Origin of the sequence: Microvirga pudoricolor, assembly GCF_016892705.1 — a bacterium.
GTDB classification, from domain to species: Bacteria; Pseudomonadota; Alphaproteobacteria; order Rhizobiales; family Beijerinckiaceae; genus Microvirga; species Microvirga pudoricolor.
This window is the reverse complement of sequence record NZ_JAFEMB010000001.1, coordinates 1,656,401-1,681,099: the sequence shown is the minus strand read 5'-3', so window position 1 is coordinate 1,681,099 and position 24,699 is coordinate 1,656,401. Positions and strand designations below refer to the sequence as shown.

Genomic DNA, 24,699 nt, shown 5'->3' with positions numbered 1-24,699 from the left:
CTCTCCGGATCCTCCTTCGAGACGCCGCCGGAGCGGCTCCTCGGGATGAGGTCTGCACAGAGACGAGGTCGGAGATCGTCGCTTCGGCCAAAGGCCCTTCGACAACGCCCCCCAAACCCGCTAAGCGCCGTCGCGCATGTCGCTTCTCCGTTCCTCCCTCCTGGTCGGCCTCGGCGCCGCCGCCTCGCGGGTTCTCGGCTTCGTCCGGGACATCCTGTTCGCAGGCGCGCTCGGCGCCGGGCCCGTGGCGGACGCGTTCCTGGCGGCGTTCCGGGTGCCGAACCTGGTGCGGCGGGTAGTCGGGGAGGGCGGCCTCAACCCGGCCTTGATTCCGGCGCTCGGACGGCTCGAATCCGACGAGGCCGCGCGGGTCTCCGGGGACGTGATGCTGACGCTGAGCCTGATCCTCGTCGGCCTCACCGGCCTCGTGGAACTGAGCGCGGGCCTCATCGCCTTCGCGATCGCGCCGGGCCTTGCGGACGAAGGCGCTCTCGATCTCGTGGCGCTCTACACGCGGCTTGGCTTTCCCTCCGTCATCGGCATCACCCTGGCGTCGGTCGGCGCAGCGCTCCTGAACCTGCGGGGGCGGTTCGCGGCCGCCACCCTGGCGCCGCTTGCGGTCAATGCGGGGCTGATCGCGACCCTGCTCATCGTTCGCGAGAGCCCGCAGCCGCTGGCCTGGAAGGCGGGCTGGCTCGCCGCCGCTTCGTCCCTGGCCGGGATCGTCCAGCTCGCCATCGTGGCGGCCGCTCTGTGGCGCCTGCCGGAGCGGGCCATCCGTTTGCGCAGGCCGCGTTCCTCGCCCGCCCTGAGGGCCGTGCTGTGGGCGGGGCTCCCGTCGCTGGCCGCGAGCGGAGCCGCGCAGCTCTTCATCCTGGCCGGGACCCTGGTGGCGTCCTTCTGGCCCTCCGGCGTGTCCTGGCTCTACTACGCGGAGCGGGTCATGCAGCTGCCGCTGGGCCTCGTGGCGGCGCTGGGCAGCTCCGTGCTGCTGCCGGAGCTGGCCGCGCGGGACAGGGCAGGGCGTCCCGAAGGGCTGATCGCGGCCCAGAACAAGGCCATGACGGTGGCCCTGCTCCTGGCGCTTCCGGCCGCGACAGCCCTCGTCGTACTCTCACGGCCCATCGCCTCGGTGCTCTTCGAGCGCGGCGCCTTCGGGCCGGAGGATGCGGCGGGCACGGCGGCGGCGCTGGCGGCTTTGGGCCTCGGCCTGCCTTTCGCGGCCCTCGGCAAGGTGATCTCCCAGACCCTGTTCGCCAGGGGCGCGTTGCGCGGGACCGTGCTGGCCCTGCTGGCCGGGATCGCCGCCACGGTGCTGGCCTCCGCGGGCCTCGGATCGGCGCTTGGCGTTCCGGGCATCGCGCTCGGGGTCAGCCTGGCCTGCGCGCTCCACGCCGCCGGGCTCGCCATTCTGCTGCGGATCATGGGCCTGTGGAGCCTCGACAGGGCTTTCGCCGGAACCGTTCTACGGACCGCCGGGGCCAGCCTCGTTCTGGCCGCGGGTCTGTGGGCGGCTCTCGCGTCGATCCCTGAGCCCGGTATCGCGGGCCTTGTCGCTCTCTGCGTCGGCGGGTTGGCGCTCTACGGTGCCTCCTCCTGGATGCTCAAGGCGGTGACGCGAGAGGACTTGCATTTGCTCAAAAGCAAACCTAGCGCGAATGCAAATCCCCTGTCATAACCCGCGCCGCATTCGGAGAAGCTGTTCCGGCCCAGGTGGAAGCTCTCCGGCTTAGGAGTACGAAGACGATGGCGCAGTTCAAGGAACTGGTCTTTTCCGGCGTTCAGCCGACCGGGAACCTACATCTCGGCAATTATCTCGGCGCGATCAAACGCTTCGTGTCCATGCAGGACACGCACGATTGCATCTATTGCGTCGTGGACATGCATGCCATCACGGTCTGGCAGGACCCCAAGGAACTGGCGCGCCAGATCCGTGAGGTCACCGCCGCCTTCCTGGCCGCTGGGATCGATCCCAAGAAGCACATCGTGTTCAACCAGTCCCAGGTCTCCGGCCACGCGGAGCTCGCCTGGGTGTTCAACTGCGTCGCCCGCATGGGATGGGCCAGCCGCATGACCCAGTTCAAGGAGAAGGCCGGCAAGGACCGCGAGAACGCGTCGGTCGGCCTGTTCGCCTATCCGATGCTCATGGCGGCCGACATCCTGCTCTACCGCGCCACCCACGTGCCCGTGGGCGAGGACCAGAAGCAGCATCTCGAACTGACCCGCGACGTGGCCCAGAAGTTCAACAACGACTTTTCGGCCTCCATCGCCGAGCACGGGTTCGGGGAGGCGTTCTTCCCGATCACCGAACCGCTGATCCATGGGCCCGCTACCCGCGTCATGTCACTGCGGGACGGCGCCAAGAAGATGTCGAAATCGGACCCGTCCGATTACTCGCGCATCAACCTGACGGACGATGCCGACACCATCGCGCAGAAGATCCGCAAGGCCAAGACCGACCCCGAGCCGCTGCCCTCCGAGGTCGAGGGGCTGAAGGCGCGGCCCGAGGCCGACAACCTCGTGGCGATCTACGCGGCGCTGATGGATGTGACGCCCGAGGCGGTCCTGGCCGAGCACGGCGGCTCGCAGTTCTCCGGCTTCAAGACGGCCTTGGTGGACGTGGCGGTGTCGAAGCTCGCGCCGGTGGCCGGCGAGATGCGCCGCCTCATGGCCGATCCGGCCCATATCGACGCGGTGCTGGTCGACGGCGCCGACCGGGCGCGGGGCATCGCCACCGAAACCATGAACGCCGTCAAGGACATCGTGGGCTTCGTGCGGGCGCGCTGATGACCGTGAGGGTGGGCTTGCGGCGGGCCTTCCGTCGCGGCAGCATCGCGACGCGGCGGAGGGCTGAATCGTGAGCGGAAAGCGCCAATCCTACGAGGCCGGCCACCGGCCGAAATTCATGGTGGTGATCGACGATACGCCGGAATGCGCCCGCGCGGTGCATTTCGCGTCCCGCCGCACCGCCCGCACCGGCGCCAGCATGCTCATGCTGGCCATCGTCGATCCGCCCGACAATTTCGAGTGGATCGGGGTCGGCGAGGCCATGATCGAGGAGGCCACCGAGGAGGCTCAGAAGCGCCTGGACGAGGCCGCCAAGGAGGCCCGGGGCGCCGCGGGCGTCGAGCCCGAGCAGGTGATTCGCACGGGCGAGAAGGCCGACACCATCATCAAGCTGATCAACGAGGACGAGGACATTTCCTTCCTGGTGCTGGCCGCCGGCTCCAGCAAGGACGGCCCCGGCCCCCTGGTCACGACGCTCGCCGGCAAGGCCGCCTCCACCTTCCCGATCCCCATCGTGATCGTGCCGGGCGGGCTGAGCGACGAGGAAATCGACGCACTGGCGGGGTAGGCAGGCCGCGCCGTCATGCCCGGCCTTGAGCCGGGTACCCACGTCTTGGGACGTGGTCCGTGGGTGGCCGGGTCAAGCCCGGCCATGACGGAGGTGCCGTCGCGTCTCCTGGCAATCTTCCTTCTCCGTCCCCAAATCTGCTAGAAGGATTACAGCCCAATCCCGGCTCCCACTTGCCCGGCCTTGAACCGGCGCCAGAGGACTAAAAGACCATGTTCATTCAGACCGAAGCCACGCCCAATCCCGCGACCCTGAAATTCCTGCCGGGCCGCGTCGTCATGCCGGAAGGCACCTTCGAGGCCCGCAACCCCGACAGCGCGGACGCCTCCCCGCTCGCCCGCCGGCTCTTCGCCGTGCAGGGCGTCACCGGCGTCTTCTTCGGCTACGATTTCATCACCGTCACCAAGGCGGATGGCGAGTGGCAGCATCTCAAGCCTGCGATTCTCGGCGGCATCATGGAGCACTTCATGACCGGCCTGCCGCTGTTCCAGAACGAGGCCGCGCCGGCCACGGACGACGGCGAGGAGTTCTTCGACGAGGACGACGCCCCCACGGTGGCCACCATCAAGGAGCTCCTGGAGACCCGCATCCGCCCGGCAGTGGCGGGCGACGGCGGCGACATCACGTTCCGGGGCTTCAAGGACGGCGTGGTCTATCTCGTCATGAAGGGCGCCTGCTCGGGCTGCCCGTCCTCGACCGCCACCCTGAAGCACGGCATCCAGAACCTCCTGCGCCACTTCCTGCCGGACGTGCGCGAGGTGCAGGCGGTCTAGGACAAAGCGAATGGTGGGTGGCCAGTGGCGAATGGAGGGCTGATGTTCCGTCTCCCGTCTCATGCCCGCTTACCTGCCCACTCACCATTCGCCATTCGCCATTCGCTCCATTAAGAAGAGCCAACCGCCTGAACCTGTCCGGAGACCCTCTTGCGCATCCTTGCCATCGATACGGCGCTCGGCGCCTGCTCGGCCTGCGTGCTTCAGGCCGGGGACACGATCCCGCTGGCGGGCGAATCGATCCCCATGGAGCGCGGCCACGCGGAAGCCCTGCTGCCCCTGGTCGACCGGGTCGTGGCCGGGGTCGAGGGCGGGTTCTCCGCCCTCGACCGGGTGGCCGTCACGGTCGGGCCCGGCTCCTATACGGGCCTGCGGGTGGGCATCTCGGCCGCGCGCGCCATCGGGCTCGCGGCGGGCATTCCGGTGGTGGGAGTCGCGACCCTGTCGGCCTTCCTGGCTCCCATGCTGGCGGGCGGCACGCGCGGGCTCTACACGGCCGCCATCGACGCCAAGCACGGTCACATCTACGTGCAGGCCATCGCGGCAGGCGGCCTGACCATCATTCCGGCGGGCCTCATGTCCTTGCGCGACGCGCTCCGGCTCCTGGGTTCCGGGCCCCTGGTGCTCGCGGGATCGGCCGCCCCGACGCTGGCGGCGGAGGCCTGGGCGCAGGGGATCGAGGCGACCCTCGCGGACGCCCCGCTCGCCCCCGATATCGCCTGGGTGGCGCGTCTCGGCGCCCTCGCGGATCCGGCGAGCGCCCTGCCCAAGCCCCTGTACCTGCGCGGTCCCGACGCCAAGCCCCAGGACGGCGCCCGGATCGCCCGGCGCTGACCGGTCCGGTCCAAGCGATCCGCCGCTCAATGTCTCGATAGGTTGTCCCGGCCCGTTGTCCCGATGAGCTTTCTCGACTGGTTCCGCACCCCGCCGGGCGCCCGCCTGGAGGCCCTGGCGCCCGCCCACGCGCCCCGGGTCACGCGGATCCACGCCGCCGCCTTCGCGCGGCCCTGGGACGTGCCTGAATTCGAGCGCCTCTTGGGCGACCGGGCCGTGCTGGCGGACGGGTTCTTCCTCGGCGCTTCCCTGTGCGGCTTCGCGATCTCGCGCGTCGTCCTGGACGAGGCCGAGATCCTGACCGTGGCCATGGCGGCCGAGGCCCGGGGCCGGGGCCACGCCCGCCCGCTCCTGGCCCACCATCTCGATGCGCTCGTGCGCCGGGGCGCCCGCGTGGTGCACCTGGAGGTGGAGGACGGCAACGCACCGGCGCTCGCCCTCTACCGCCGCCTCGGCTTCCGGGAGGCGGGCCGCCGGGAGGGTTATTACCCGCGCCCCGACGGCACCCGCGCCGCAGCGCTGACCATGAGCCTCGCCCTGTAGGCCCACCCTGTAGCCCCGCCGTGTCCGGTCCCGTATAAGCGGGCAGGGAGTGAATCGTGGCAGCACGCACCAGCCAGAAGAAAGCCGCGCGCCGGTCCGACGCCATCGAGCGGGCCTGCCGCGAGAAGGGCCTGCGCATGACGGGGCAGCGGCGCATCATCGCGCGCGCCCTCGACGACGCGAGCGACCACCCGGACGTGGTGGAGCTGCACCGCCGCGTCGCGGCCGTCGACGACCGCATTTCCCTGTCCACCGTCTACCGCACGGTCAAGCTGTTCGAAAACCAGGGCATCATCGAGCGCCTCGACTTCCGCGACGGGCGCTCGCGCTACGAGCACGCCGCGCGGGAGCATCACGATCACCTCATCAACCTCGAGACCGGGGACGTGATCGAGTTCCATTCCGAGGAGATCGAGGCGCTGCAGACCGAGATCGCCCGGCGCCTGGGCTACAAGGTGGTGTATCACCGGCTGGAGCTCTACGCGGTGCCGATCGAGCCCGACGCCAGCTCCGACGTCAGGTCCGACGCCCAGGCCAGCGACAGGCCCGCCGGGGCGGGGCCGGACGGCGCATCCCGAAGGGATGGCGCGTGAGGCGAATCGGCGTCGGCCTGAGGCTCGTGGTCCTCGGCCTTTACCTCCTGGGAGCCGCGGGCCTCCAGCTCCTGGCGCTGCGGTTCGGCTGGAGCGTGCTGCACACCGTCCCGATGCGCTTCCACCGGCTGTTCCTGTGCCTGTTCGGCGTGCGGGTGATCGAGCGCGGCACGCCGCCCTCCGGCACCGCCACCCTGGTCCTGTCCAACCACGTGTCCTGGCTCGACATTCCCGTGATCGGATCGCTGCGCCCCCTGTCCTTCATCGCCAAGTCCGAGATCGAGGGCTGGCCGGTGGTGGGGTTCATGGCGAAGCTCCAGCGCTCGGTGTTCATCGACCGGGCCCGACGTGGCGCCACCGCCGAGGTGAACGAGACCGTGGGCCTGCGGCTGGCGAAGGGCGAGGTGATCGTGCTGTTTCCCGAGGGCACGACAAGCGACGGCAACCGGCTTCTGCCGTTCCGCTCCTCCATCGTGGGCGCCGCCCAGGCAGCGCTCACCGATCCGGGCGCCGGGCCGGTTCACCTGCAGCCCCTGGCCCTGTCCTACACGCGCCGGAACGGCCTGCCGGTCACCCGTCGCGAGCGGCCCTTCATCGCCTGGTACGCCGACATGGACTTGGCCCCGCACCTGGCGCATTTCGTGGCGAACGGCGCCCTCGACGTGGTGGTGACCTGGGGCGAGCCTGTGCCCTTCAACGGCAACCGCAAGCAGGCCACCGCCGCGGCTGAGGAAGCGGTGCGCCGGGCGATCCAGGGCGGATAGCGTCCGGGTTCGGATCAAGGCACGTGCGCTGGAGCATGGCACGGCCGGGCGGTCTCGATCATGGTCGCGCGATGCCGTTCGACCGCCGCCCGATCCCGAGCCGCTCCGCGCCGTCCTGGCCGCCGCCGTTCGCCACCTCTGGACGAAATCGCCCGAAGGCCGCACCATTCCGCTTTCCGCGCGGGGTTTGGAGGATGGGCGATCCTGACAACCCGAAGGTGCAGCGCCGTCTCGCGGCCGTTCTGGCCGCGGACGTGGCGGGCTATTCCCTGCTCATGGGCCAGGACGAGGAGGGCACCGTGCGGCGGATCCGGCACCTGCGCCGAACCGTCCTGGCGCCGCAGGTGGCCGCCCATCGCGGCCGGGTCGTCAAAACCACCGGCGACGGCTTCCTGATCGAGTTCGCCAGCCCCGTGGAGGCCGTGCGCTGCGCGGTGGCGGTGCAGGAATCGCTTCAGGAAGCGACGCAGCCGCTCCGGCTGAGGATCGGCATCAATCTCGGTGACATCATCATCGAGGAGGACGGCGACATTTACGGCGATGGCGTCAACATCGCGGCGCGCCTGGAGCAGTTGGCGGAACCCGGCGCGATCTGCCTGTCCGCCAAGGTCTACGACGAGGTGCGCGACCACGTGCCCCTGGCGTTTCGCGACGAGGGCGAGACCCATGTGAAGAACATCCGCAAGCCGGTGCGGATCTACGGCCTCTTCGGTGGCCTGCTGCCCGAGACCAGGCCCGCGCTGGCGATGCCGGACCGGCCCTCGATCGCGGTCCTGCCCTTCGACAACATGAGCGAGAACCGCGACGGTGAGTTCCTGGCGGACGGGATCGCCGAGGACATCATCGCGGCGCTCTCCCGCGTGCGGTCCTTCTTCGTCATCGCCCGCAATTCCACCTTCACCTACAAGGGCAAGCCGGTCCACGTGCAGCGGATCAGCCGCGAGCTCGGCGTGCGCTATGTGCTGGAGGGCAGCGTGCGCATCGCGCGCGACCGGGTGCGCATCACGGCCCAGCTCATCGACGCGACCACCGGCGGCCATCTCTGGGCCGAGCGCTACGACGGCGGGCTCGACGACTTCTTCGACCTGCAGGACCGGATCACGGCCAGCGTGGTGGGCGCGATCCAGCCGTCGATCCGCGCGGCCGAGATCGAGCGCGCCCGGCGCAAGCGGCCCGAGAACCTCAACGCCTACGACCTCGTCATGCAGGCCATGCCCCATGTGTGGTCCGCCGATCAGGTGTCGAACGCCATCGCGTCGCGCCTCCTCGACCAGGCGCTTGAGCTCGATCCGGCCTATGCGCTGGCGCTCGCCCTGTCGTCCTGGTGCAGCGGCCAGCGCGTCATCTACATCTGGTCGGAGGATGTGGAGCGCGACCGGCGGGACGCGATCGGCAAGGCGCGGGCCGCCGCCGAGCTGACCTCGGACGACCCCCTCGTGCTGGCGATGCTGAGCACCGCGCGCACGATCATCACCCGGGATTTCGCGGCGGGCGCCCTTCTCATCGACCGGGCCCTCGCGCTCGACCCCAACTCGGCCTGGGCCTGGAACCGCAGCGGCTGGCTGCGCACCTTCATCGACGAGCCCGAGACCGCCATCGAGCATTTCGAGCGCGCGATCCGGCTCAGCCCCTTCGACCCGATGCTGTTCTCGTCCCATGCGGGGATCGGCGACGCCCATTTCGTGGCCGAGCGCTTCCCGCAGGCCGTGGAATGGCTCGAGAAAGCCCGCATCGCCCACCCGCGCGCCGCCTGGATCGGCCGTTTCCTGGGCGCCGCCTACAGCCACACGGGCCGGCACGCCGAAGCCCAGGCCTGCGTGCGCGACCTGCTGGCCGCCAACCCGGCCCTGACCGTGGGCGCCGTGCGCGTCGCCCCGCCCTTCAGTGCCCGGGTGATCGACAATCTGTGCGAGGGCTTGCGGCAGGCGGGGCTGCCGGAATAAGGCTTCTCGTGCCGCAGGCTCACCGCTCTTCTCTTGACGTCCCAAAACCCTTAAAGACGGACATTCGATAACCCGTCACGGCCCCAGGGCTTCGCTTCGCAACAGGTCGACCGCGTGAAAAAAGTCTTCGTGAAATCCTATGGCTGCCAGATGAACGTCTACGATGCCGAGCGCATGGCGGATGTGCTGGCCGTCAAGGGATACAGCGAAACCAAGGCCATGGAGGAGGCGGATCTCGTCATCCTCAACACCTGCCACATCCGCGAGAAGGCCGCCGAGAAGGTCTATTCGGAGCTCGGCCGCGTGCGCGAGCTGAAGGAGGAGCGGGGCGAGGCCGGGCGCGACACCAAGGTGGTGGTGGCGGGCTGCGTCGCCCAGGCCGAGGGCCGGGAGATCCTGCGCCGCGCCTCCGTGGTCGACGTGGTGGTGGGCCCACAGAACTACCACCGCCTGCCCGACCTGTTGGATCAGGCCGACAGGGGCCGCGTGGTCGACACGGAATTCCCGGTCGAGGACAAGTTCGACCATCTGCCGCTCGCCTCCAGGGCCCGGACGATCAGCCGGGGCGTCACGTCGTTCCTGACGATCCAGGAGGGCTGCGACAAGTTCTGCACCTTCTGCGTGGTGCCCTATACCCGCGGCGCCGAGGTCTCGCGCCCCGTCGCCCGGATCGTGGACGAGGCCCTGCGCCTCGCCGACGCCGGCGTGCGCGAGCTGACCCTCATCGGCCAGAACGTCAACGCCTATCACGGGGAGGGGCCGGACGGCGCGACATGGACGCTGGGGCGCCTGCTCCATCGCCTCGCCGAGATCCCCGGCATCGCGCGGCTGCGCTACTCCACTAGCCATCCCCGGGACATGGACCAGGAGCTGATCGCGGCCCACCGGGACATCCCGGCCGTGATGCCGTTCCTGCACCTGCCGGTGCAGTCCGGTTCCGACCGCATCCTGGCCGCCATGAACCGCAAGCACACCTCGGACGAGTACCGGCGCGTGATCGAGAGCATCCGCCGGGCCCGGCCCGACATCGCCCTGTCGTCGGACTTCATCGTGGGCTTTCCGGGCGAGACCGATTCGGAGTTCGAGGACACGCTTCGGCTCATCGCGGATGTGGGCTTCGCCACGTCCTTCTATTTCAAGTACAGCCCCCGCCCCGGCACCCCGGCGGCCGAGATCGCGGCCCAGATTCCCGAGAGCGTGAAGGCGGAGCGCTTCGCCCGGATGCAAAACCTGTTGGAAACCCAAAGGCAGGCTTTCAATCACGGAACCGTCGGGCGCACCATGGACGTTCTCTTGGAGAAGCCGGGCCGGCATCTGGGCCAGATGGCGGGCAAGTCGCCCTACCTGCAGCCGGTGCAGTTCGAGACCGACACCCATCGGGTGGGCGAGATCGTCAGGGTCAGGATCGTGCGGGCGGGCTCCAACAGCCTGTTCGCGGAACAAGCCGCACCCGGCGACCGGGCGGCGGCGTAACGTGGGAGACGGCATTTGAGGCCATCGGAAAGCGTGACGGCACGAGGTCACAAGGGACGGGGTCCCGCAAGCTTTCACCCCGGCGTCGAGGAAGAGGCCGAAATCATCTTGACCTTCGACGACAACCGTCTCGCCAGCGTGGTCTTCGGACAGTTCGACCAGAACCTCGCCCATCTCGAGCGCCGCCTCCACGTGGTGGCCACCGCCAACGGCAACCGGGTGACCGTGAAGGGCACGCCTGAGGGCTCCGAACTGGCGCGCCGCGTCCTGGAGAGCCTCTACGACCAGGCCCGCCAGGGCGTGGTGCTGAGCCCCGGCGACGTGGACGGGGCCGTGCAGGAGGCCTCCCTTCAGGGCACCCTGTTCTCCTCCGAGGAGGTGCCGGTTCCAGGCCTGACGAGCTTCGACCAGATCGCCACCCGCAAGCGCGGCCCCGTCCGGGCCCGCAACGCGGCCCAGAACGACTACATCAAGGCGCTCAAGAAGAACGAGCTCGTCTTCGCGGAAGGCCCGGCCGGCACCGGCAAGACGTGGCTGGCCGTGGGCTATGCGGTCTCCCTGCTGGAGCAGGGCCAGGCCGAGCGCCTGATCCTCTCCCGGCCGGCGGTCGAGGCCGGCGAGCGCTTAGGGTTCCTGCCGGGCGACATGCGCGACAAGGTCGACCCCTACCTGCGCCCGATCTACGACGCGCTCTACGACTTCATGGAGGCCCGCCACGTGGACCGCGGCCTGCAGACCGGCATGATCGAGATCGCGCCGCTCGCCTTCATGCGCGGCCGCACGCTCACCAAGGCGGTGGTGCTCCTGGACGAGGCCCAGAACACCACCTCCATGCAGATGAAGATGTTCCTCACCCGCCTCGGCGAGGGCTCGCGCATGATCATCACGGGCGACCCGACCCAGATCGATCTGCCGCCGGGCCAGAAATCCGGTCTCGTGGAGGCCACCAAGATCCTCGACGGGGTCGAGGGCATCGGCCGCGTCACCTTCCGGGAAGGCGATGTGGTGCGCCACGACCTCGTGCGCCGCATCGTGACGGCCTATGACGAGGCGACTCGCCGGGGCGAACACGTGACGACCCCGCAGGCCCTTCCGGGACGCCGGGCGTGATCGATCTCGACTTCGTGGTGGAGGCGGGCGACTGGTCCGCCCTTCCCGAGGCCGAGGCCCTGGGCCGGAGGGCGGCGAAAGCCGCTCTGACGGTCTCGGATGCCGACGCGGACGATTACGAGGTCAGCGTCATGCTCACCGACGACGCCGGCATCCGCGAGCTGAACCGGGAATGGCGCGGGAAGGACAAGCCCACCAATGTCCTGTCCTTTCCGGCGCCGCCCATGCCCGGCGAGCATTCTCCTCGCCATTTGGGCGATCTTGCATTAGCCTGTCAGACACTGGCGCGGGAGGCGGAGGACGAATCGAAGCCTCTCGCCCACCACTACGCCCACCTGATCGTCCATGGGGTGCTGCACCTGCTCGGCTACGACCACGAGGTCGAGGAGGAGGCGGAGGCCATGGAAGCTCTCGAGGTCAAAGCCCTGGCCAATCTTGGCATCGCCGACCCCTATCGCGATATGGCAGCCCCTGCGCCGAGAGGCGACGGCTGAAACTTGAACCACCATGAATGATGATCGAAGTCGCAACGAACGTCCCGTCCGGTCCCCATCGGACCCGGAGGGCGTTCGTGACCATTGGTACGACCGGGTCCTGATCCGGCTCGGCCTCAAAGCCCGCGAATCCTTCCGCCACGACCTCGAGGACGTTCTGGCGGAGGCCGACGAGGACACGGACTTCTCGCCCCAGGAGCGGGCGATGCTCAAGAACGTGCTGGGCTTCCACCGCATCCGCGTCGAGGACGTGATGGTGCCCCGCGCCGACATCATCGCGGTGGCGGCGGACATGTCCTTGGGCGACCTGCTCGGCCTCTTCCGCACCGCCGGCCATTCCCGGCTCCCGGTCTACGGCGAAACCCTCGACGACCCCAAGGGCATGGTCCATATCCGGGACTTCCTGGACTTCATCGCCGAGCGGGCCGACGACCGGACGGCCCGCCGCCGGCGCGACCCCGAAGGCGCCCCCGTGGCGGCCCCGAGCCTCATCCGGGTCGACCTCTCGCTCACCCTGGCGGACGCCAAGATCCTGCGGCCGGTCCTCTTCGTGCCCCGCTCCATGCCGGCCATCGACCTCCTGGTGCGCATGCAGGCGACCCGGACCCACATGGCCCTCGTCATCGACGAATACGGCGGCACCGACGGCCTCGTGTCCATCGAGGACCTGGTCGAGATGGTGGTGGGCGACATCGAGGACGAGCACGACGACGCCACCGCGATGTCGATCATGGAGAGCAGCGACGGCACCTACGTGGCCGATGCCCGGGCGAGCCTCGACGAGGTGAAGGAGAGCCTCGGGGTCGACCTGAACGACGAGGTCAGCGCCGAGGACATCGACACCATCGGGGGCTTCCTCGTGACCTTCGCGGGTCGCGTGCCCTCCCGGGGCGAGCTCATCGCGGGGCCCTTCGGGCTCGAGTTCGAGGTGCTGGACGCCGATCCGCGCCGGGTCAAGCGCCTGCGCATCCACCGCCGCTCGCCGGAGGCCGCGTCCGAGCCCGCCGATCCGGCCCATCGGCCGCCCCCGGAAAAAGCCGCCGCCGAATGAACCGGGTGATGGATCGCGTCATCCTGGCGACAGGATGGCGCCGCTGGCTCATGGCCGTCGCCAGTGGTGCCGTGGGCGCGCTGGCCATGCCGCCCTTCGGCTTTCTCCCGGCCCTGATCCTGTCTCTCTCGCCCGCCATCTGGCTCCTCGACGGCGCGGGCGCGTCCGGTTCGCGGCGGCGCACGCTCGCGACCGCGGCGCTCATCGGCTGGGCCTGGGGCTTCGGCTACTTCGTGGCGGGGCTGTGGTGGCTCGGGGCCGCGTTCCTGGTCGAGGCCGACCAGTTCGCCTGGGCGCTGCCTTTCGGGGTTCTCGGCCTGCCCGCCCTCCTGGCCTTCTTCACGGCCCTGGGCTTCGCGCTGGCCCGCCTGCTCTGGACGGGCGACGCCACGCGGGTGCTGGCCCTCGTGCTGGGGCTCACGGTCAGCGAATGGCTGCGCGGCCATCTCTTCACGGGCTTCCCCTGGAACAATCCCGGCATGGCGCTGGGGCAGAACCTCTGGCTCATGCAGAGCGCCACCCTGGCGGGGCTCTACGGGCTCACGGTGATGGCGGTGTTCATCGGCGCCGCGCCGGCCGTGCTGCTGACCGGACGCGGCGCGCGCGAGCGCCTGGTCCTGCCGGGCCTCGCGGCCGCGCTCCTGGCCGGAATGGCGGCCTTCGGGGCCTGGCGGGTGCCGGACGCCCCCGTCGGGACGGTGGAGGCCGTGCGGCTTCGCATCATGCAGCCCAACCTGCCCCAGGACGCCAAGTTCAACCCCCGCAACCGCGACGCCATCATGCGCCGCTACCTGACGATCAGCGCCGAGGCGAACGACCAGGGGGAGGGCCTGGAGGGCATCACCCACATCATCTGGCCGGAATCCGCGTTCCCGTTCCTGCTGCACCGGGATCCCGCCTCCCTGGCCCAGATCGCGGCGCTCCTGAATCCGGGGCAGGTGCTGGTCACCGGCGCGGCCCGCATGGACGAGCCGCTCCCAGGCGAGAGCGTGGGCCGGTTCTTCAACGCGATCCAGGCCATCGACGACCGGGGCACGATCCTGGGGGCCTACGACAAGGTCCACCTCGTGCCCTTCGGGGAGTACATCCCGGGCTTCCTGGACACCCTCATCCGCTGGGTGGGCCTGAGGCAGTTCGTTCATATCCCCGGGGGGTTCGAGCCGGGCCGGCGGGGCGGCGCGCTGCCGGTGCCCGGCCTGCCGCCGCTGGCTGCGACAATTTGTTACGAAGCGATTTTCCCCGGCGAAGTCCTGGGCGATGGTCCGCGCCCGAATGCAATCCTGAATGTCACCAACGATGCCTGGTTCGGGCAGACGCCAGGGCCATACCAGCACTTCGCCCAGGCCCGCCTGCGTGCCGTTGAGGAAGGTCTCCCCCTCATCCGGGCCGCAAACACCGGCATTTCGGCCGTGATCGACCCCTATGGCCGCATCGTCGGCCGTCTCGGCCTGGGCAGTGAGGGCGTCCTGGACGCGAATTTACCACTTGCAGTCCACCCCTCCCCATACAGGGGGTACTGGCAGGCAGTATTAATTGCTACGCTTGTGGTTATTTTCACCCTTCTGGTTGTCCGTCGGCGGCGGCGGCTTCCCTTTGGGAACATTTGACGGGCGGAGCCTGGCGCCCTGGCCACGCTCGCGGGGAGAGCTTGATCGATGAAGAAGTCGACCACCGAGATCGATGTGGAAATCGGCAGCCGCGTGCGCATGCGTCGGATGACGGTGGGAATGTCCCAGGAGAAGCTCGGCGAGATGCTGGGACTGACGTTCCAGCAGGTTCAGAAATACGAGAAGGGCACCAACCGGATCAGCGTCGGCCGCCTCGTCGACATCGCCACCGTGCTGGGCGTCGAGATCGAGTTCTTCTTCACCGGCCTCAAGAGCCGCAAGGACAGCGGCTTCTCCGACACGGACGCCGCGCCCTACGCAGCGGAGGTCATGTCGACCCCGGAAGGGCTGCAGCTCGTGCGCACCTTCGCGCAGATCAAGAGTGCGAAGGTTCGTCGCAGCATCGTGCAGCTCGTCTCGGTGCTGTCCGCCTCGGAGGAGGCCTCCGGAGAAGACGAGCCGCGTTCTTCATAAAGAACGCGTTCGCCGTTTTTCTTGACCTTTCTGCGGCCTTGGGCCATGACGGCGCTTTCCGCGGCATCCCTGGGGGCGCGGATCCTTCATCTCGCGATAAAACCCAAAGGAATATCCCGTGCCGCGCTCAAGCTACCTTTTCACGAGCGAATCCGTCTCCGAAGGCCATCCGGACAAGGTTTGCGATCGGATCTCCGACAGCATCGTGGACGCCTACCTGGCGGCGCAGCCGGAGGCCCGCGTGGCCGCCGAGACGCTCGCGACCACCAACCGCGTCGTGATCGCCGGTGAGGTGCGCGGCCCGTCCTCCGTGATCGAGCAGGTCGAGGAGCTCACCCGCGCGGCCATCAAGGATATCGGCTACGAGCAGGACGGCTTCCATTGGAAGACCGCCGACGTGGCGATCCACCTGCACGCCCAGTCGGCCGACATCGCCCAGGGCGTGGACGCCGCCGGCAACAAGGATGAGGGCGCGGGCGACCAGGGCATCATGTTCGGCTATGCCTGCAACGAGACCCCGGAGCTGATGCCGGCCCCGATCTACTACGCCCACAAGATCCTGGAGAACCTCACCAAGGCCCGCAAGTCCAAGGAAAACGGCGCCGCCGTCCTGGGCCCCGACGCCAAGAGTCAGGTGACGGTGCGCTACGAGAACGGCAAGCCTGTCGCCGCGACCCAGATCGTCCTGTCGACCCAGCATCTCGACGAGAACCTGTCCTCCGATGACGTGCGCGGCATCGTGGAGCCCTATATCCGCAAGACCCTGCCGCAGGGCTGGGTCAACGACGAGACGGTCTGGCACGTGAACCCCACGGGCAAGTTCGTGATCGGCGGCCCGGACGGCGATTGCGGCCTCACGGGCCGGAAGATCATCGTGGACACCTATGGCGGCGCGGCTCCCCACGGCGGCGGCGCGTTCTCGGGCAAGGACCCGACGAAGGTGGACCGCTCGGCGGCCTACGCGGCGCGGTATCTCGCCAAGAACGTGGTGGCGGCGGGCCTCGCCGACCGCTGCACCCTGCAGCTCTCCTACGCCATCGGCGTGGCCAAGCCCCTGTCGATCTACGCGGACCTGCATGGCACCGGCAAGGTGGACGAGGGCAAGCTCGAGACGTTCCTGATGGAGGCCATGGACCTGTCGCCCCGCGGTATCCGCACCCATCTGAACCTGAACCGCCCGATCTACGCCCGTACGGCCGCCTACGGCCATTTCGGCCGCGCCCCGGAAGCCGATGGCGGCTTCTCGTGGGAAAAGACGGACCTCGCCGACAGCCTCAAGTCGGCCCTGGCCTAAGGCTATGACCGCAGCCTCCGAAGGGACCGGCGCCTTCTTCGGGCGCCGGAAAGGCAAGAGGCTGCGCGCCGGCCAGGACGACCTGGTCCAAAACCTGCTCCCGGCCCTGCGGGTCGCGCCGGGGGCTGCCCTCTCGGAGCTGTTCCCGGCCCCCGGCCGCGAGACCTGGCTCGAGATCGGCTTCGGCGGCGGCGAGCACCTCGCCGCCCAGGCCCGCGCCCATCCGGACGTGAACATCATCGGCTGCGAACCCTTCCTGAACGGCATGGCCAAAATGCTGGCCTTGATCGACGGAGAGGGCCTGACGAACGTCCGTCTCTGGGACGACGACGTCACCCACCTCCTGCCGGCCTTGCCGGAGGCGGCCTTCGACCGGGTCTATATCCTCTACCCGGACCCCTGGCCCAAGCGCCGTCAGCGCAAGCGGCGCCTGGTCTCGGACGAGACCTTGAGCCTGCTGGCGCGGGTCATGCGACCCGGTGCCCAGTTGCGCTTCGCCACCGACATCGACGATTACGCGGGCTGGGGCATCGCCCGAATCCTGCGATCCCCGGATTTCCGCTGGACCGCCGCCCGGCCGGACGACTGGCGCCGTCCCTGGGCCGGCTGGCCCGGCACCCGCTACGAGGCCAAGGCCCTGCGGGAAGGCCGCGTGCCCTCGTACCTGACCTTCGTCCGGGTGTAACGGACGAGCCGGTCCTGCCATCCTGTGCCCCACGGCACGGACCAGGGCGACCGGGACGTTGAGGTTGGGGCCGCGCGACCTAAGTGTCGAAGTCGAGAAGACGTTATCACGTAGCGAGGCCCCATGGCTCGGCCCACCAGAACATTCGTGACCGCCGGCGATGTCGGAATCGACGCGCTCCTGTCCGGCTATGCTTGGTCCGGCTCCCTGACCTACGGGTTTCCGGACGGCTCGGCGGGCTACGGCTTCGCCTACGGCCTCGGCGAACCCTTCAGCCGCTTCGAGCCCGTCGGCCCCGCCCTGCGCCAGACCTTCCGCGCCTTCATCGACGGCACCGGCCCGGAGTCCGGCGGGGCCGCCATGACGCTCACGCCGATCGAGGGGTTCACCCGGCTGTCCTTCCGGGAGGCCGCCGGATCCGGCGCCGATCTGCGCGTGGCCGCCACGGGCCTGGCGGACGTGGCCTATACCTACCTGCCGGACCCCCGCAGCGGACCGGCCGCAGGCGATGTCTGGTTCGGGCCCTTCTACGATTTCGACAAGCCCGCCCTCGGCGGCTACGAGGCCCTGGTGGCCCTGCATGAATTCGGGCACGCCATCGGGCTCAAGCATCCCCACGAGGACAGCCCCGTCCTCCCGGCCAGGCTCGACCAGCTGCAATACACGGTGATGAGCTACCGGTCCTATCAGGGCCAGCCGATCTCGGGGCTCGCCAACGAGGATGTCGGCTATCCGCAAACCTACATGATGTACGACATCGCGGCGCTGCAGACCCTGTACGGCGCCAATTACAGTTTCCGCGCCGGCCCGACCACCTACCGGTGGGATCCCCGCACCGGCGAGGCTTTCGTGGACGGGGTGGGGCAGGGCCGTCCCGGCAGCGGCGAGGTCAAGGGCGCCAAGGCCAACCGGATCTTCGAGACGATCTGGGACGGGGGCGGCAACGACACCTTCGACCTGTCGAACTACGCGAACGGGGTGCGGATCGACCTCGAACCGGGCGGGTATTCGGTTCTCAGCCACGCGCAGCGGGCCGCCCTGGGCGACGGCCACAAGGCCCTGGGCAACGTCTACAACGCCCTGCAGCACAAGGGCAGCCCCCGGTCCCTCATCGAGAACGCCAAGGGCGGCGCCGGGAGCGACATCCTCAAGGGCAACGCGGCCGCCAACCGCCTCGAGGGCGGCGCCGGCAACGACCTCATCGCCGGGCGCCAGGGCAAGGACGTGCTCACGGGCGGGCCGGGCAGCGATTCCTTCCTGTTCGACACCCGCGTGGCCGCCCGGAGCCGCGACACCATCACGGATTTTTCCTCCCGCGACGATACGATGCGGCTCGACGCCGACATCTTCGGCGCGCTCGGCAAGCTCTCGGGCAAACTCCACAAGGGCGCGTTCTGGAAGGGCGCGGCGGCTCACGACGCCAACGACCGGATTCTCTACAACGCCAAATCCGGCGTCCTGTCCTATGATCCCGACGGCAACGGCCCCGAAAAGGCCGTGGCGTTCGCGTCCTTGAGCAAGAAGCCGACGGTGACCTACAAGGACTTCCTGATCGTCTGACCCGGACTCTTGCATCGACCGGCGCGAGGCGCTATAGTTCGCCCTGTCAGCTCTGGTTGCAGTGTATACTGCTTTTGGGAGTGGGCCCGCCGGGTCCGCTCTTTTTTATTGCTCGGACGCCAGGGCCCGCGAAAACCGACGGGACACCAACGGAATACGATGACGAACGAACGCGACAGGCGCCTGATCACGGAAACCGGCGTGGCCGCTCGGGTGGCGGCGCTGGTGGAGCCGGCCATCGAGGATCTGGGTTTCCACCTCGTGCGGGTGCGGGTGACGCCCACCAACGGCTGCACGGTGCAGATCATGGCCGAGCGGCCGGACGGCACCATGTCGGTGGACGATTGCGAGACCGTCAGCAAGACGATCTCGCCCATCCTCGACCTCGAGGATCCGGTCGCCCAGGCCTATTACCTGGAGGTCTCCTCGCCGGGGATCGATCGGCCGCTCGTGCGCGCGAGCGATTTCGAGCGCTGGATCGGCTATGACGCCAAGATCGAGATGGCGGTGCCGCTCAACGGCCGCAAGCGCTTCCGGGGCTTCATCCGGGGCGTCGAGGACGGCTTCGCGCTGGTCGAGTTGCCGGACGTCAAGGAAGGCGAGGAGCGCCTCGTGCGCCTGCCCCTGACCGATCTCGGCGAATCCCGACTGGTGCTGACCGACGATTTGATCCGCGAGTCCTTGCGCCGGGGCACCGCCCCGTCGGCGGAGGGCGCGGACGAGGAGATCGAGGCCGAAGACAGCCTCAATGACAACAACCCGGACAACAACCCGAACAGCTCCGCGAAGCCGCCCGAGAAGAACGGCCCGCGGAAGAAGAACCCCAGGAAGGAGTGACCCCGATGGCTGTCAGCGCCAACAGGCTTGAGCTCTTGCAGATCGCCGATGCGGTCGCGCGCGAGAAGGTAATCGACAAGCAGATCGTTCTGGACGCCATGGCGGACGCCATCGCCAAGGCGGCCCGCTCCCGCTACGGCGCCGAAACCGACATCCACGCCGAGATCAATCCGAAGACCGGCGAGCTGCGGCTGTCCCGCCATCTTCTGGTGGTGGACGACGCCGCGATGGAAAACGATTCCCGCGAGATCCCGCTCTCCGAGGCGCGCAAGCGCAATCCGGCGGCGCAGGAGGGCGACGCCATCTCCGAGACGCTGCCGCCCTTCGATTTCGGCCGCATCGCGGCGCAATCGGCCAAGCAGGTCATCGTCCAGAAGGTGCGCGACGCCGAGCGCGACCGCCAGTACCAGGAGTACAAGGACCGCATCGGCGAGGTCGTGAACGGCGTCGTCAAGCGCGTCGAGTACGGCAACGTGATCGTGGATCTGGGCCGGGGCGAGGCGATCGTGCGCCGGGACGAGCTGATCCCCCGCGAGACCTTCCGGCCGGGCGACCGGGTGCGCGCCTACCTGTTCGACGTGCGCCGCGAGACCCGCGGACCGCAGATCTTCCTGTCGCGCACGCATCCGCAATTCATGGCGAAGCTCTTCACGCAGGAAGTGCCCGAGATCTACGACGGCATCGTGTCCGTGCAGGCGGTCGCCCGCGATCCGGGATCGCGCGCCAAGATCGCCGTGACGTCCCGCGATTCCTCCATCGATCCGGTGGGCGCCTGCGTGGGCATGCGCGGCTCGCGCGTGCAGGCCGTGGTGGGCGAGCTCCAGGGCGAGAAGATCGACATCATTCCGTGGTCGCCCGACCAGGCCACCTTCATCGTCAACGCGCTCCAGCCCGCCGAGGTGGTCAAGGTGGTGCTCGACGAGGAGGCCGACCGCATCGAGGTGGTGGTGCCCGACGACCAGCTGTCGCTCGCCATCGGCCGCCGCGGCCAGAACGTGCGCCTCGCTTCCCAGCTCACGGGCTGGGACATCGACATCCTCACCGAGGCCGAGGAATCGGAGCGCCGCCAGAAGGAATTCCAGGAGCGCACCGAGCTGTTCATGAACGCCCTCGACGTGGACGAGGTCGTGGCGCAGCTTCTCGCGTCGGAAGGCTTCCGCTCCGTGGACGAGATCGCCTACGTGGACGCCTCCGAGGTCGCCTCCATCGAGGGCTTCGACGAGGATACCGCCAACGAGATCCAGTCCCGCGCCCAGGAATACCTCGCCCGCATCGAGGCCGAGCATGAGGCCCGCCGGGTGGAGCTCGGCGTCGAGGACGACCTGAAGGACATCGACGGCCTCACCACAGCCATGCTGGTGGCGCTCGGCGAGAACGACATCAAGTCGGTCGAGGATCTCGCGGGCTGCGCCACGGACGACCTGACGGGCTGGACGGAAGGCCGCGGCCCCGAGGCTACCCGTTACGCCGGTGCCCTCGACGGCTTCGAGATCTCCCGCGCGGATGCCGAGGGCATGATCATGGCGGCCCGCGTCAAGGCAGGTTGGATCGAGGCCCCGGTCGAAACCGAGGAAGTCGAGACCGAGGGATCGGCTGAGGAAGCCGAGACCGAAGCTCAGCCCTCGTAACCGGCCATGGCCCGGAAAGGACCTCTCCCGTGGCGCGGCAAGAACCGGAGCGCACCTGCATTGTGACCCGAACGGTCCGACCGGCCGCGGAGATGATCCGCTTCGTCGTTGGGCCGAACGGGGAGGTGTTCCCGGATCTGCGGCATAAGCTGCCGGGCCGAGGGGTCTGGGTCGGGGCCAGCCGGGCCTGCGTGGAGGAGGCGGTCAAGCGTCGCCTCTTCGCCCGCGCCTTCAAGGCGGACGTCAAGGCCGCGCCGGATCTCGCCGAGGCCATCGAGCGGACCCTGCGCGAGGATCTGCGCCAGGGGTTGTCTCTTGCCAACAAGGCAGGCAATGTGATCGCGGGCTTCTCAAAGGTCGAATCAGCCGCCGCCGAGAAGCCTCTCGTTGCCCTCGTTCACGCGGCGGAAGCCGCGGAGGACGGGAGAAGAAAGATCGCCAACCAGTTGCGAAAACGCCTCGGCGACGCAATATTAAGCTTTCCGGTCATCCAGGAACTGTCAAACGACGAAATGGGTTTGGCATTAGGCCGGTCACATGTGATACATGCTGCCCTCGTCGCGGGCGCTGGAAGCGACGGTTTTCTATCCCGTTGGCATCGTTACCGCGCCTATCGCGGCATTGATGCTGGTCAGACTGGCTCCACTGTCGGGGGAGCCGGTGAACATACGATTATGGAACCCGCAGGATCTGAGCGGAATGAGTGATACGAAAAATCCAGGTGACAAGACGCTGCACGTGGCGCCCAAGACGCTGTCGCTGAAGCGCCCTGTCGAACAGGGTACGGTGCGTCAGAGCTTCTCCCATGGCCGCTCGAAATCGGTCGTGGTCGAGACGGTGAAGCGCCGTCCTGTTGCGCCCGGAACTGCCCCTGCCGAGAAGCCTGCCGCCCCGCAGCCCGCGCCCGTCGCGGCCAAGCCGGCCGCGCCGCCGCGTCCGGCCGCCCCGTCGCAGGGCGGGCGTCCGCGTCCCGGGCAATCCAACGCGCCGCGTTCCGGCGTGGTCCTGCGGACCCTGTCCGATCAGGAGCGGGATGCCCGCGCCAATGCCTTGGCGGATGCCCGGCGCCGCGAGGAAGAGGATCGCCAGTCGCAGGCCGAAGAGGCCAAGCGCCGCGCCGAGCGCGAGGCGACCGAGGCCCGTGACCGCGAGGCCGCCGAGGCCCGCAAGCACGAGGAAGAAGAGCGCCGTCGCGTGGAAGACGAGCGCAAGCGCCGTTCCGAGGAGGAAGCCCGCCGCCGCCTGGGCGAGGAGGCGCGGTCGTCCGCGCCGGCCGGAGCCTCCGCGTCGCGTCCGGCCCAGGATCGCGCACCCGCCGCCGCCCGCATTCCGGGGGGCGCTCCGCGTCCTGCAGGCGCCGCCCGCCCGGCCGGTTCGCCCCGTCCCGGGTTCGCCGGCACCGACAGTCGCCGTCCGCCGAGCCTGAACCATATGGCCCGCCCGGCGCCCGCCGCGCCCGAGCCGGAAGCCGCCAAACCGGTCGCCCGCCCGGCTGCCGGCGTCACCCCCCGTCCCGCCCGCACGGACGACGAGGAGGCCGCGCGTCCGACGATCCGTCGTCCCGGCATCGCGGCCAAGCCCGTCGCCGTGCCCAAGACCCCGAAGGTCGCGCCCGGCGAGGAGAAGCGCCGTGGCCGCCTGACCCTGTCCAACGCCCTCGACGACGAGCGCACCCGCTCCGTGGCGTCGTTCCGCCGCCGCAACCAGCGCCTGCTGGGCAAGGGGCAGGTCGAGCAGAAGGAAAAGATCGCCCGCGAGGTGGTCATTCCGGAGACGATCACGATCCAGGAGCTCGCCAACCGCATGTCGGAGCGCGGCGTCGACGTGATCAAGATGCTCATGAAGCAGGGCCAGATGCACAAGATCACGGACGTGATCGACGCGGACAGCGCCCAGCTCATCGCCGAGGAGCTCGGCCACACGGTCAAGCGCGTGGCGGAGTCGGACGTCGAGGAGGGCCTGTTCGACACGCCCGACGTGGACGATCACCTCGTGTCGCGTCCGCCCGTGGTCACGATCATGGGCCACGTCGATCACGGCAAGACCTCGCTTCTCGACGCCATCCGCAAGACCAACGTGGTCTCCGGCGAGGCCGGCGGCATCACGCAGCATATCGGCGCCTATCAGGTGACCTCGCCCCTCGGCGGCAAGATCACCTTCATCGACACGCCGGGCCACGCGGCCTTCACGGCCATGCGCGCCCGCGGCGCCAAGGTGACGGATATCGTGGTGCTCGTGGTGGCGGCCGATGACGGCGTCATGCCCCAGACCGTGGAGGCGATCACCCACGCGCAGGCGGCCGGCGTGCCGCTCATCGTGGCGATCAACAAGGTGGACAAGCCCGACGCCAACCCGCAGCGGGTGCGCACCGAGCTGCTCCAGCACTCCATCGTGGTGGAATCCATGGGCGGCGAAACCCTCGAATTCGAGGTTTCGGCCAAGACCGGCCAGGGCCTCGACAGCCTGCTCGAGGGCCTGCAGCTCCAGTCCGAGATTCTCGACCTCAAGGCCAATCCCGACCGCTCGGCGGAAGGGACGGTCATCGAGGCCAAGCTCGATCGCGGCCGGGGCCCGGTGGCGACGGTTCTCGTCCAGCGCGGCACGCTCCATACGGGCGACATCGTGGTGGCGGGCGCCGAATGGGGCCGCGTGCGCGCCCTGATCAACGACCTGAGCGCCAACGTGAAGGAAGCCGGGCCCTCCGTGCCCGTCGAGATCCTGGGCTTCAACGGCACGCCCGAGGCCGGCGACCGCGTGGCGGTGGTCGAATCCGAGGCCCGCGCCCGTGAGGTCACCGAGTATCGCACCCGTCAGAAGCGTGAAAACCAAGCGGCCCGCACCGGTGCTGCCGGGCGCACGCTGGTCGACATGATGCGCGACCTGAAGTCCGGCGCCGGGCGGAAGGAATTCCCGCTCGTCATCCGGGCCGACGTGCAGGGTTCGGCCGAAGCGATCGCCGGAGCCCTCGAGAAGGTTGGCAACGACGAAGTCTCCGCCCGGATTCTCCAGGCCGGCGTCGGCGGCATCTCGGAATCGGACATCACCCTGGCGGAAGCTTCCGGCGCCATCGTGCTGGGCTTCAACGTCCGCGCCCACAAGGAGGCCCGCGAGGCCGCCGCCCGGGCCGGCGTCGAGATCCGCTACTACAACATCATCTACGACCTCGTGGACGATGTGAAAAAGGCGATGTCGGGCCTGCTCGCGCCCACGCTCCGCGAGGAGCGCCTCGGCGAGGCGCAGATCCTCGAGGTGTTCAACGTCTCGAAGGTCGGCAAGATCGCCGGTTGCCGCGTCCTCGACGGCGTGGTCCAGCGCGGCGCCCACGTGCGCCTCATCCGCGACAACGTGGTTATCCATGAGGGCAGGCTCTCGCAGCTCAAGCGCTTCAAGGACGACGCCCGCGAGGTCACGGCCGGCCAGGAATGCGGCATGTCCTTCGAAAACTACCAGGACATGCGGGTCGGCGATCTCATCGAGTGCTACCGCGTCGAAGAGGTCAAGCGGACCCTCTGATCCCTCCGGGATCCGGAAAGGACGGGCCGGCCTCCAGGGCTCCCGTCTCCCACAGCCGATCATCCGCATCACCGGGCTCGTCCCGGTGATGCTTTTTGCAGGCAGGCCCGTCGGGCCGTGATAGACTTGACCATCCGGTTCGAGCCCGGAAGAGATCCATAACCTGAT

General features: G+C 69.0%; 22 protein-coding genes. All 22 read left to right on the top strand.

The genetic code is table 11. The features are described from left to right. The first annotated feature begins 136 nt into the window (after positions 1-136). The 22 genes from murJ (at position 137) to infB (ending at position 24,531) form a co-directional block, all read left to right on the top strand. The gene (gene murJ, locus ILT42_RS07810) at positions 137-1,678 is read left to right on the top strand and encodes a murein biosynthesis integral membrane protein MurJ (RefSeq protein WP_204214873.1); all 1,542 of its coding nucleotides are present in this window, start codon (positions 137-139) and stop codon (positions 1,676-1,678) included. 68 nt (positions 1,679-1,746) lie between these two features. Further along, positions 1,747-2,787, top strand: a complete 1,041-nt coding sequence (gene trpS / locus ILT42_RS07805) for a tryptophan--tRNA ligase (protein WP_204214872.1) — start codon at positions 1,747-1,749, stop codon at positions 2,785-2,787. Positions 2,788-2,857: 70 nt separating this feature from the next. Beyond that, positions 2,858-3,355, top strand: coding sequence for a universal stress protein (locus tag ILT42_RS07800; RefSeq protein ID WP_204214871.1), 498 nt, complete (start codon positions 2,858-2,860; stop codon positions 3,353-3,355). 212 nt (positions 3,356-3,567) lie between these two features. Beyond that, positions 3,568-4,128: a NifU family protein gene (locus ILT42_RS07795; protein WP_204214870.1), complete on the top strand. Its 561-nt coding sequence runs from the start codon at positions 3,568-3,570 to the stop codon at positions 4,126-4,128. 150 nt (positions 4,129-4,278) lie between these two features. Continuing rightward, on the top strand, positions 4,279-4,962 hold the full coding sequence (gene tsaB, locus ILT42_RS07790; protein WP_204214869.1) for a tRNA (adenosine(37)-N6)-threonylcarbamoyltransferase complex dimerization subunit type 1 TsaB: 684 nt from the start codon (positions 4,279-4,281) through the stop codon (positions 4,960-4,962). Positions 4,963-5,025: 63 nt separating this feature from the next. Next, on the top strand, positions 5,026-5,505 hold the full coding sequence (locus ILT42_RS07785; RefSeq protein ID WP_204214868.1) for a GNAT family N-acetyltransferase: 480 nt from the start codon (positions 5,026-5,028) through the stop codon (positions 5,503-5,505). A gap of 104 nt (positions 5,506-5,609) precedes the next feature. After that, a complete protein-coding gene (locus ILT42_RS07780; RefSeq protein ID WP_324617723.1) occupies positions 5,610-6,098 on the top strand; it encodes a Fur family transcriptional regulator in 489 nt (162 codons plus the stop codon). Next, entirely contained in the window at positions 6,095-6,862 is a 768-nt protein-coding gene (locus tag ILT42_RS07775; protein ID WP_204214867.1) for a lysophospholipid acyltransferase family protein, read from the top strand. Before ILT42_RS07780 ends, ILT42_RS07775 begins: the two co-directional genes overlap by 4 nt. Before the next feature lie 194 nt (positions 6,863-7,056). Beyond that, positions 7,057-8,805, top strand: coding sequence for an adenylate/guanylate cyclase domain-containing protein (locus ILT42_RS07770; protein ID WP_204214866.1), 1,749 nt, complete (start codon positions 7,057-7,059; stop codon positions 8,803-8,805). A gap of 114 nt (positions 8,806-8,919) precedes the next feature. Next, positions 8,920-10,278, top strand: coding sequence for a tRNA (N6-isopentenyl adenosine(37)-C2)-methylthiotransferase MiaB (gene miaB, locus ILT42_RS07765; protein ID WP_204214865.1), 1,359 nt, complete (start codon positions 8,920-8,922; stop codon positions 10,276-10,278). 15 nt (positions 10,279-10,293) lie between these two features. Further along, positions 10,294-11,388 (top strand): PhoH family protein, encoded by a 1,095-nt coding sequence (locus ILT42_RS07760; protein ID WP_229428360.1) that lies wholly within the window; start codon positions 10,294-10,296, stop codon positions 11,386-11,388. Further along, positions 11,385-11,882 (top strand): rRNA maturation RNase YbeY, encoded by a 498-nt coding sequence (gene ybeY / locus ILT42_RS07755; protein ID WP_204214863.1) that lies wholly within the window; start codon positions 11,385-11,387, stop codon positions 11,880-11,882. The genes ILT42_RS07760 and ybeY overlap by 4 nt, the downstream gene beginning before the upstream one ends. A gap of 13 nt (positions 11,883-11,895) precedes the next feature. Next, positions 11,896-12,933, top strand: a complete 1,038-nt coding sequence (locus ILT42_RS07750; RefSeq protein WP_204214862.1) for a hemolysin family protein — start codon at positions 11,896-11,898, stop codon at positions 12,931-12,933. Next, entirely contained in the window at positions 12,930-14,540 is a 1,611-nt protein-coding gene (gene lnt / locus ILT42_RS07745) for an apolipoprotein N-acyltransferase (protein WP_407664506.1), read from the top strand. Before ILT42_RS07750 ends, lnt begins: the two co-directional genes overlap by 4 nt. Before the next feature lie 48 nt (positions 14,541-14,588). Beyond that, the gene (locus ILT42_RS07740) at positions 14,589-15,014 is read left to right on the top strand and encodes a helix-turn-helix domain-containing protein (RefSeq protein WP_204214860.1); all 426 of its coding nucleotides are present in this window, start codon (positions 14,589-14,591) and stop codon (positions 15,012-15,014) included. Positions 15,015-15,132: 118 nt separating this feature from the next. Continuing rightward, a complete protein-coding gene (gene metK / locus ILT42_RS07735) occupies positions 15,133-16,308 on the top strand; it encodes a methionine adenosyltransferase (RefSeq protein ID WP_204214859.1) in 1,176 nt (391 codons plus the stop codon). Between the two features lie 4 nt (positions 16,309-16,312). Then, positions 16,313-16,993, top strand: a complete 681-nt coding sequence (trmB, locus tag ILT42_RS07730) for a tRNA (guanine(46)-N(7))-methyltransferase TrmB (protein WP_204214858.1) — start codon at positions 16,313-16,315, stop codon at positions 16,991-16,993. Positions 16,994-17,116: 123 nt separating this feature from the next. Continuing rightward, positions 17,117-18,553: a M10 family metallopeptidase gene (locus tag ILT42_RS07725; RefSeq protein ID WP_204214857.1), complete on the top strand. Its 1,437-nt coding sequence runs from the start codon at positions 17,117-17,119 to the stop codon at positions 18,551-18,553. A gap of 159 nt (positions 18,554-18,712) precedes the next feature. Further along, entirely contained in the window at positions 18,713-19,390 is a 678-nt protein-coding gene (gene rimP, locus ILT42_RS07720; protein ID WP_204214856.1) for a ribosome maturation factor RimP, read from the top strand. A 5-nt stretch (positions 19,391-19,395) separates the two neighbouring features. Beyond that, positions 19,396-21,018 (top strand): transcription termination factor NusA, encoded by a 1,623-nt coding sequence (gene nusA, locus ILT42_RS07715; RefSeq protein WP_204214855.1) that lies wholly within the window; start codon positions 19,396-19,398, stop codon positions 21,016-21,018. A gap of 29 nt (positions 21,019-21,047) precedes the next feature. Then, positions 21,048-21,725, top strand: a complete 678-nt coding sequence (locus ILT42_RS07710) for an RNA-binding protein (protein ID WP_204214854.1) — start codon at positions 21,048-21,050, stop codon at positions 21,723-21,725. Continuing rightward, positions 21,718-24,531 carry a translation initiation factor IF-2 gene (gene infB, locus ILT42_RS07705; RefSeq protein WP_204214853.1) on the top strand — a complete coding sequence of 938 codons (2,814 nt, stop codon included), beginning with the start codon at positions 21,718-21,720 and terminating at the stop codon, positions 24,529-24,531. The genes ILT42_RS07710 and infB overlap by 8 nt, the downstream gene beginning before the upstream one ends. Positions 24,532-24,699 lie beyond the last annotated feature (168 nt).

What these genes read in the sequence shown, in the direction of transcription:
- murJ (WP_204214873.1), top strand. Translation starts at nt 137, where the DNA reads ATGTCGCTTCTCCGTTCCTCCCTCCTGGTCGGCCTCGGCGCCGCCGCC.
- trpS (WP_204214872.1), top strand. Translation starts at nt 1,747, where the DNA reads ATGGCGCAGTTCAAGGAACTGGTCTTTTCCGGCGTTCAGCCGACCGGG.
- ILT42_RS07795 (WP_204214870.1), top strand. Translation starts at nt 3,568, where the DNA reads ATGTTCATTCAGACCGAAGCCACGCCCAATCCCGCGACCCTGAAATTC.
- ILT42_RS07785 (WP_204214868.1), top strand. Translation starts at nt 5,026, where the DNA reads ATGAGCTTTCTCGACTGGTTCCGCACCCCGCCGGGCGCCCGCCTGGAG.
- ILT42_RS07770 (WP_204214866.1), top strand. Translation starts at nt 7,057, where the DNA reads ATGGGCGATCCTGACAACCCGAAGGTGCAGCGCCGTCTCGCGGCCGTT.
- ILT42_RS07750 (WP_204214862.1), top strand. Translation starts at nt 11,896, where the DNA reads ATGAATGATGATCGAAGTCGCAACGAACGTCCCGTCCGGTCCCCATCG.
- lnt (WP_407664506.1), top strand. Translation starts at nt 12,930, where the DNA reads ATGAACCGGGTGATGGATCGCGTCATCCTGGCGACAGGATGGCGCCGC.
- ILT42_RS07740 (WP_204214860.1), top strand. Translation starts at nt 14,589, where the DNA reads ATGAAGAAGTCGACCACCGAGATCGATGTGGAAATCGGCAGCCGCGTG.
- trmB (WP_204214858.1), top strand. Translation starts at nt 16,313, where the DNA reads ATGACCGCAGCCTCCGAAGGGACCGGCGCCTTCTTCGGGCGCCGGAAA.
- ILT42_RS07725 (WP_204214857.1), top strand. Translation starts at nt 17,117, where the DNA reads ATGGCTCGGCCCACCAGAACATTCGTGACCGCCGGCGATGTCGGAATC.
- rimP (WP_204214856.1), top strand. Translation starts at nt 18,713, where the DNA reads ATGACGAACGAACGCGACAGGCGCCTGATCACGGAAACCGGCGTGGCC.
- nusA (WP_204214855.1), top strand. Translation starts at nt 19,396, where the DNA reads ATGGCTGTCAGCGCCAACAGGCTTGAGCTCTTGCAGATCGCCGATGCG.
- infB (WP_204214853.1), top strand. Translation starts at nt 21,718, where the DNA reads ATGAGTGATACGAAAAATCCAGGTGACAAGACGCTGCACGTGGCGCCC.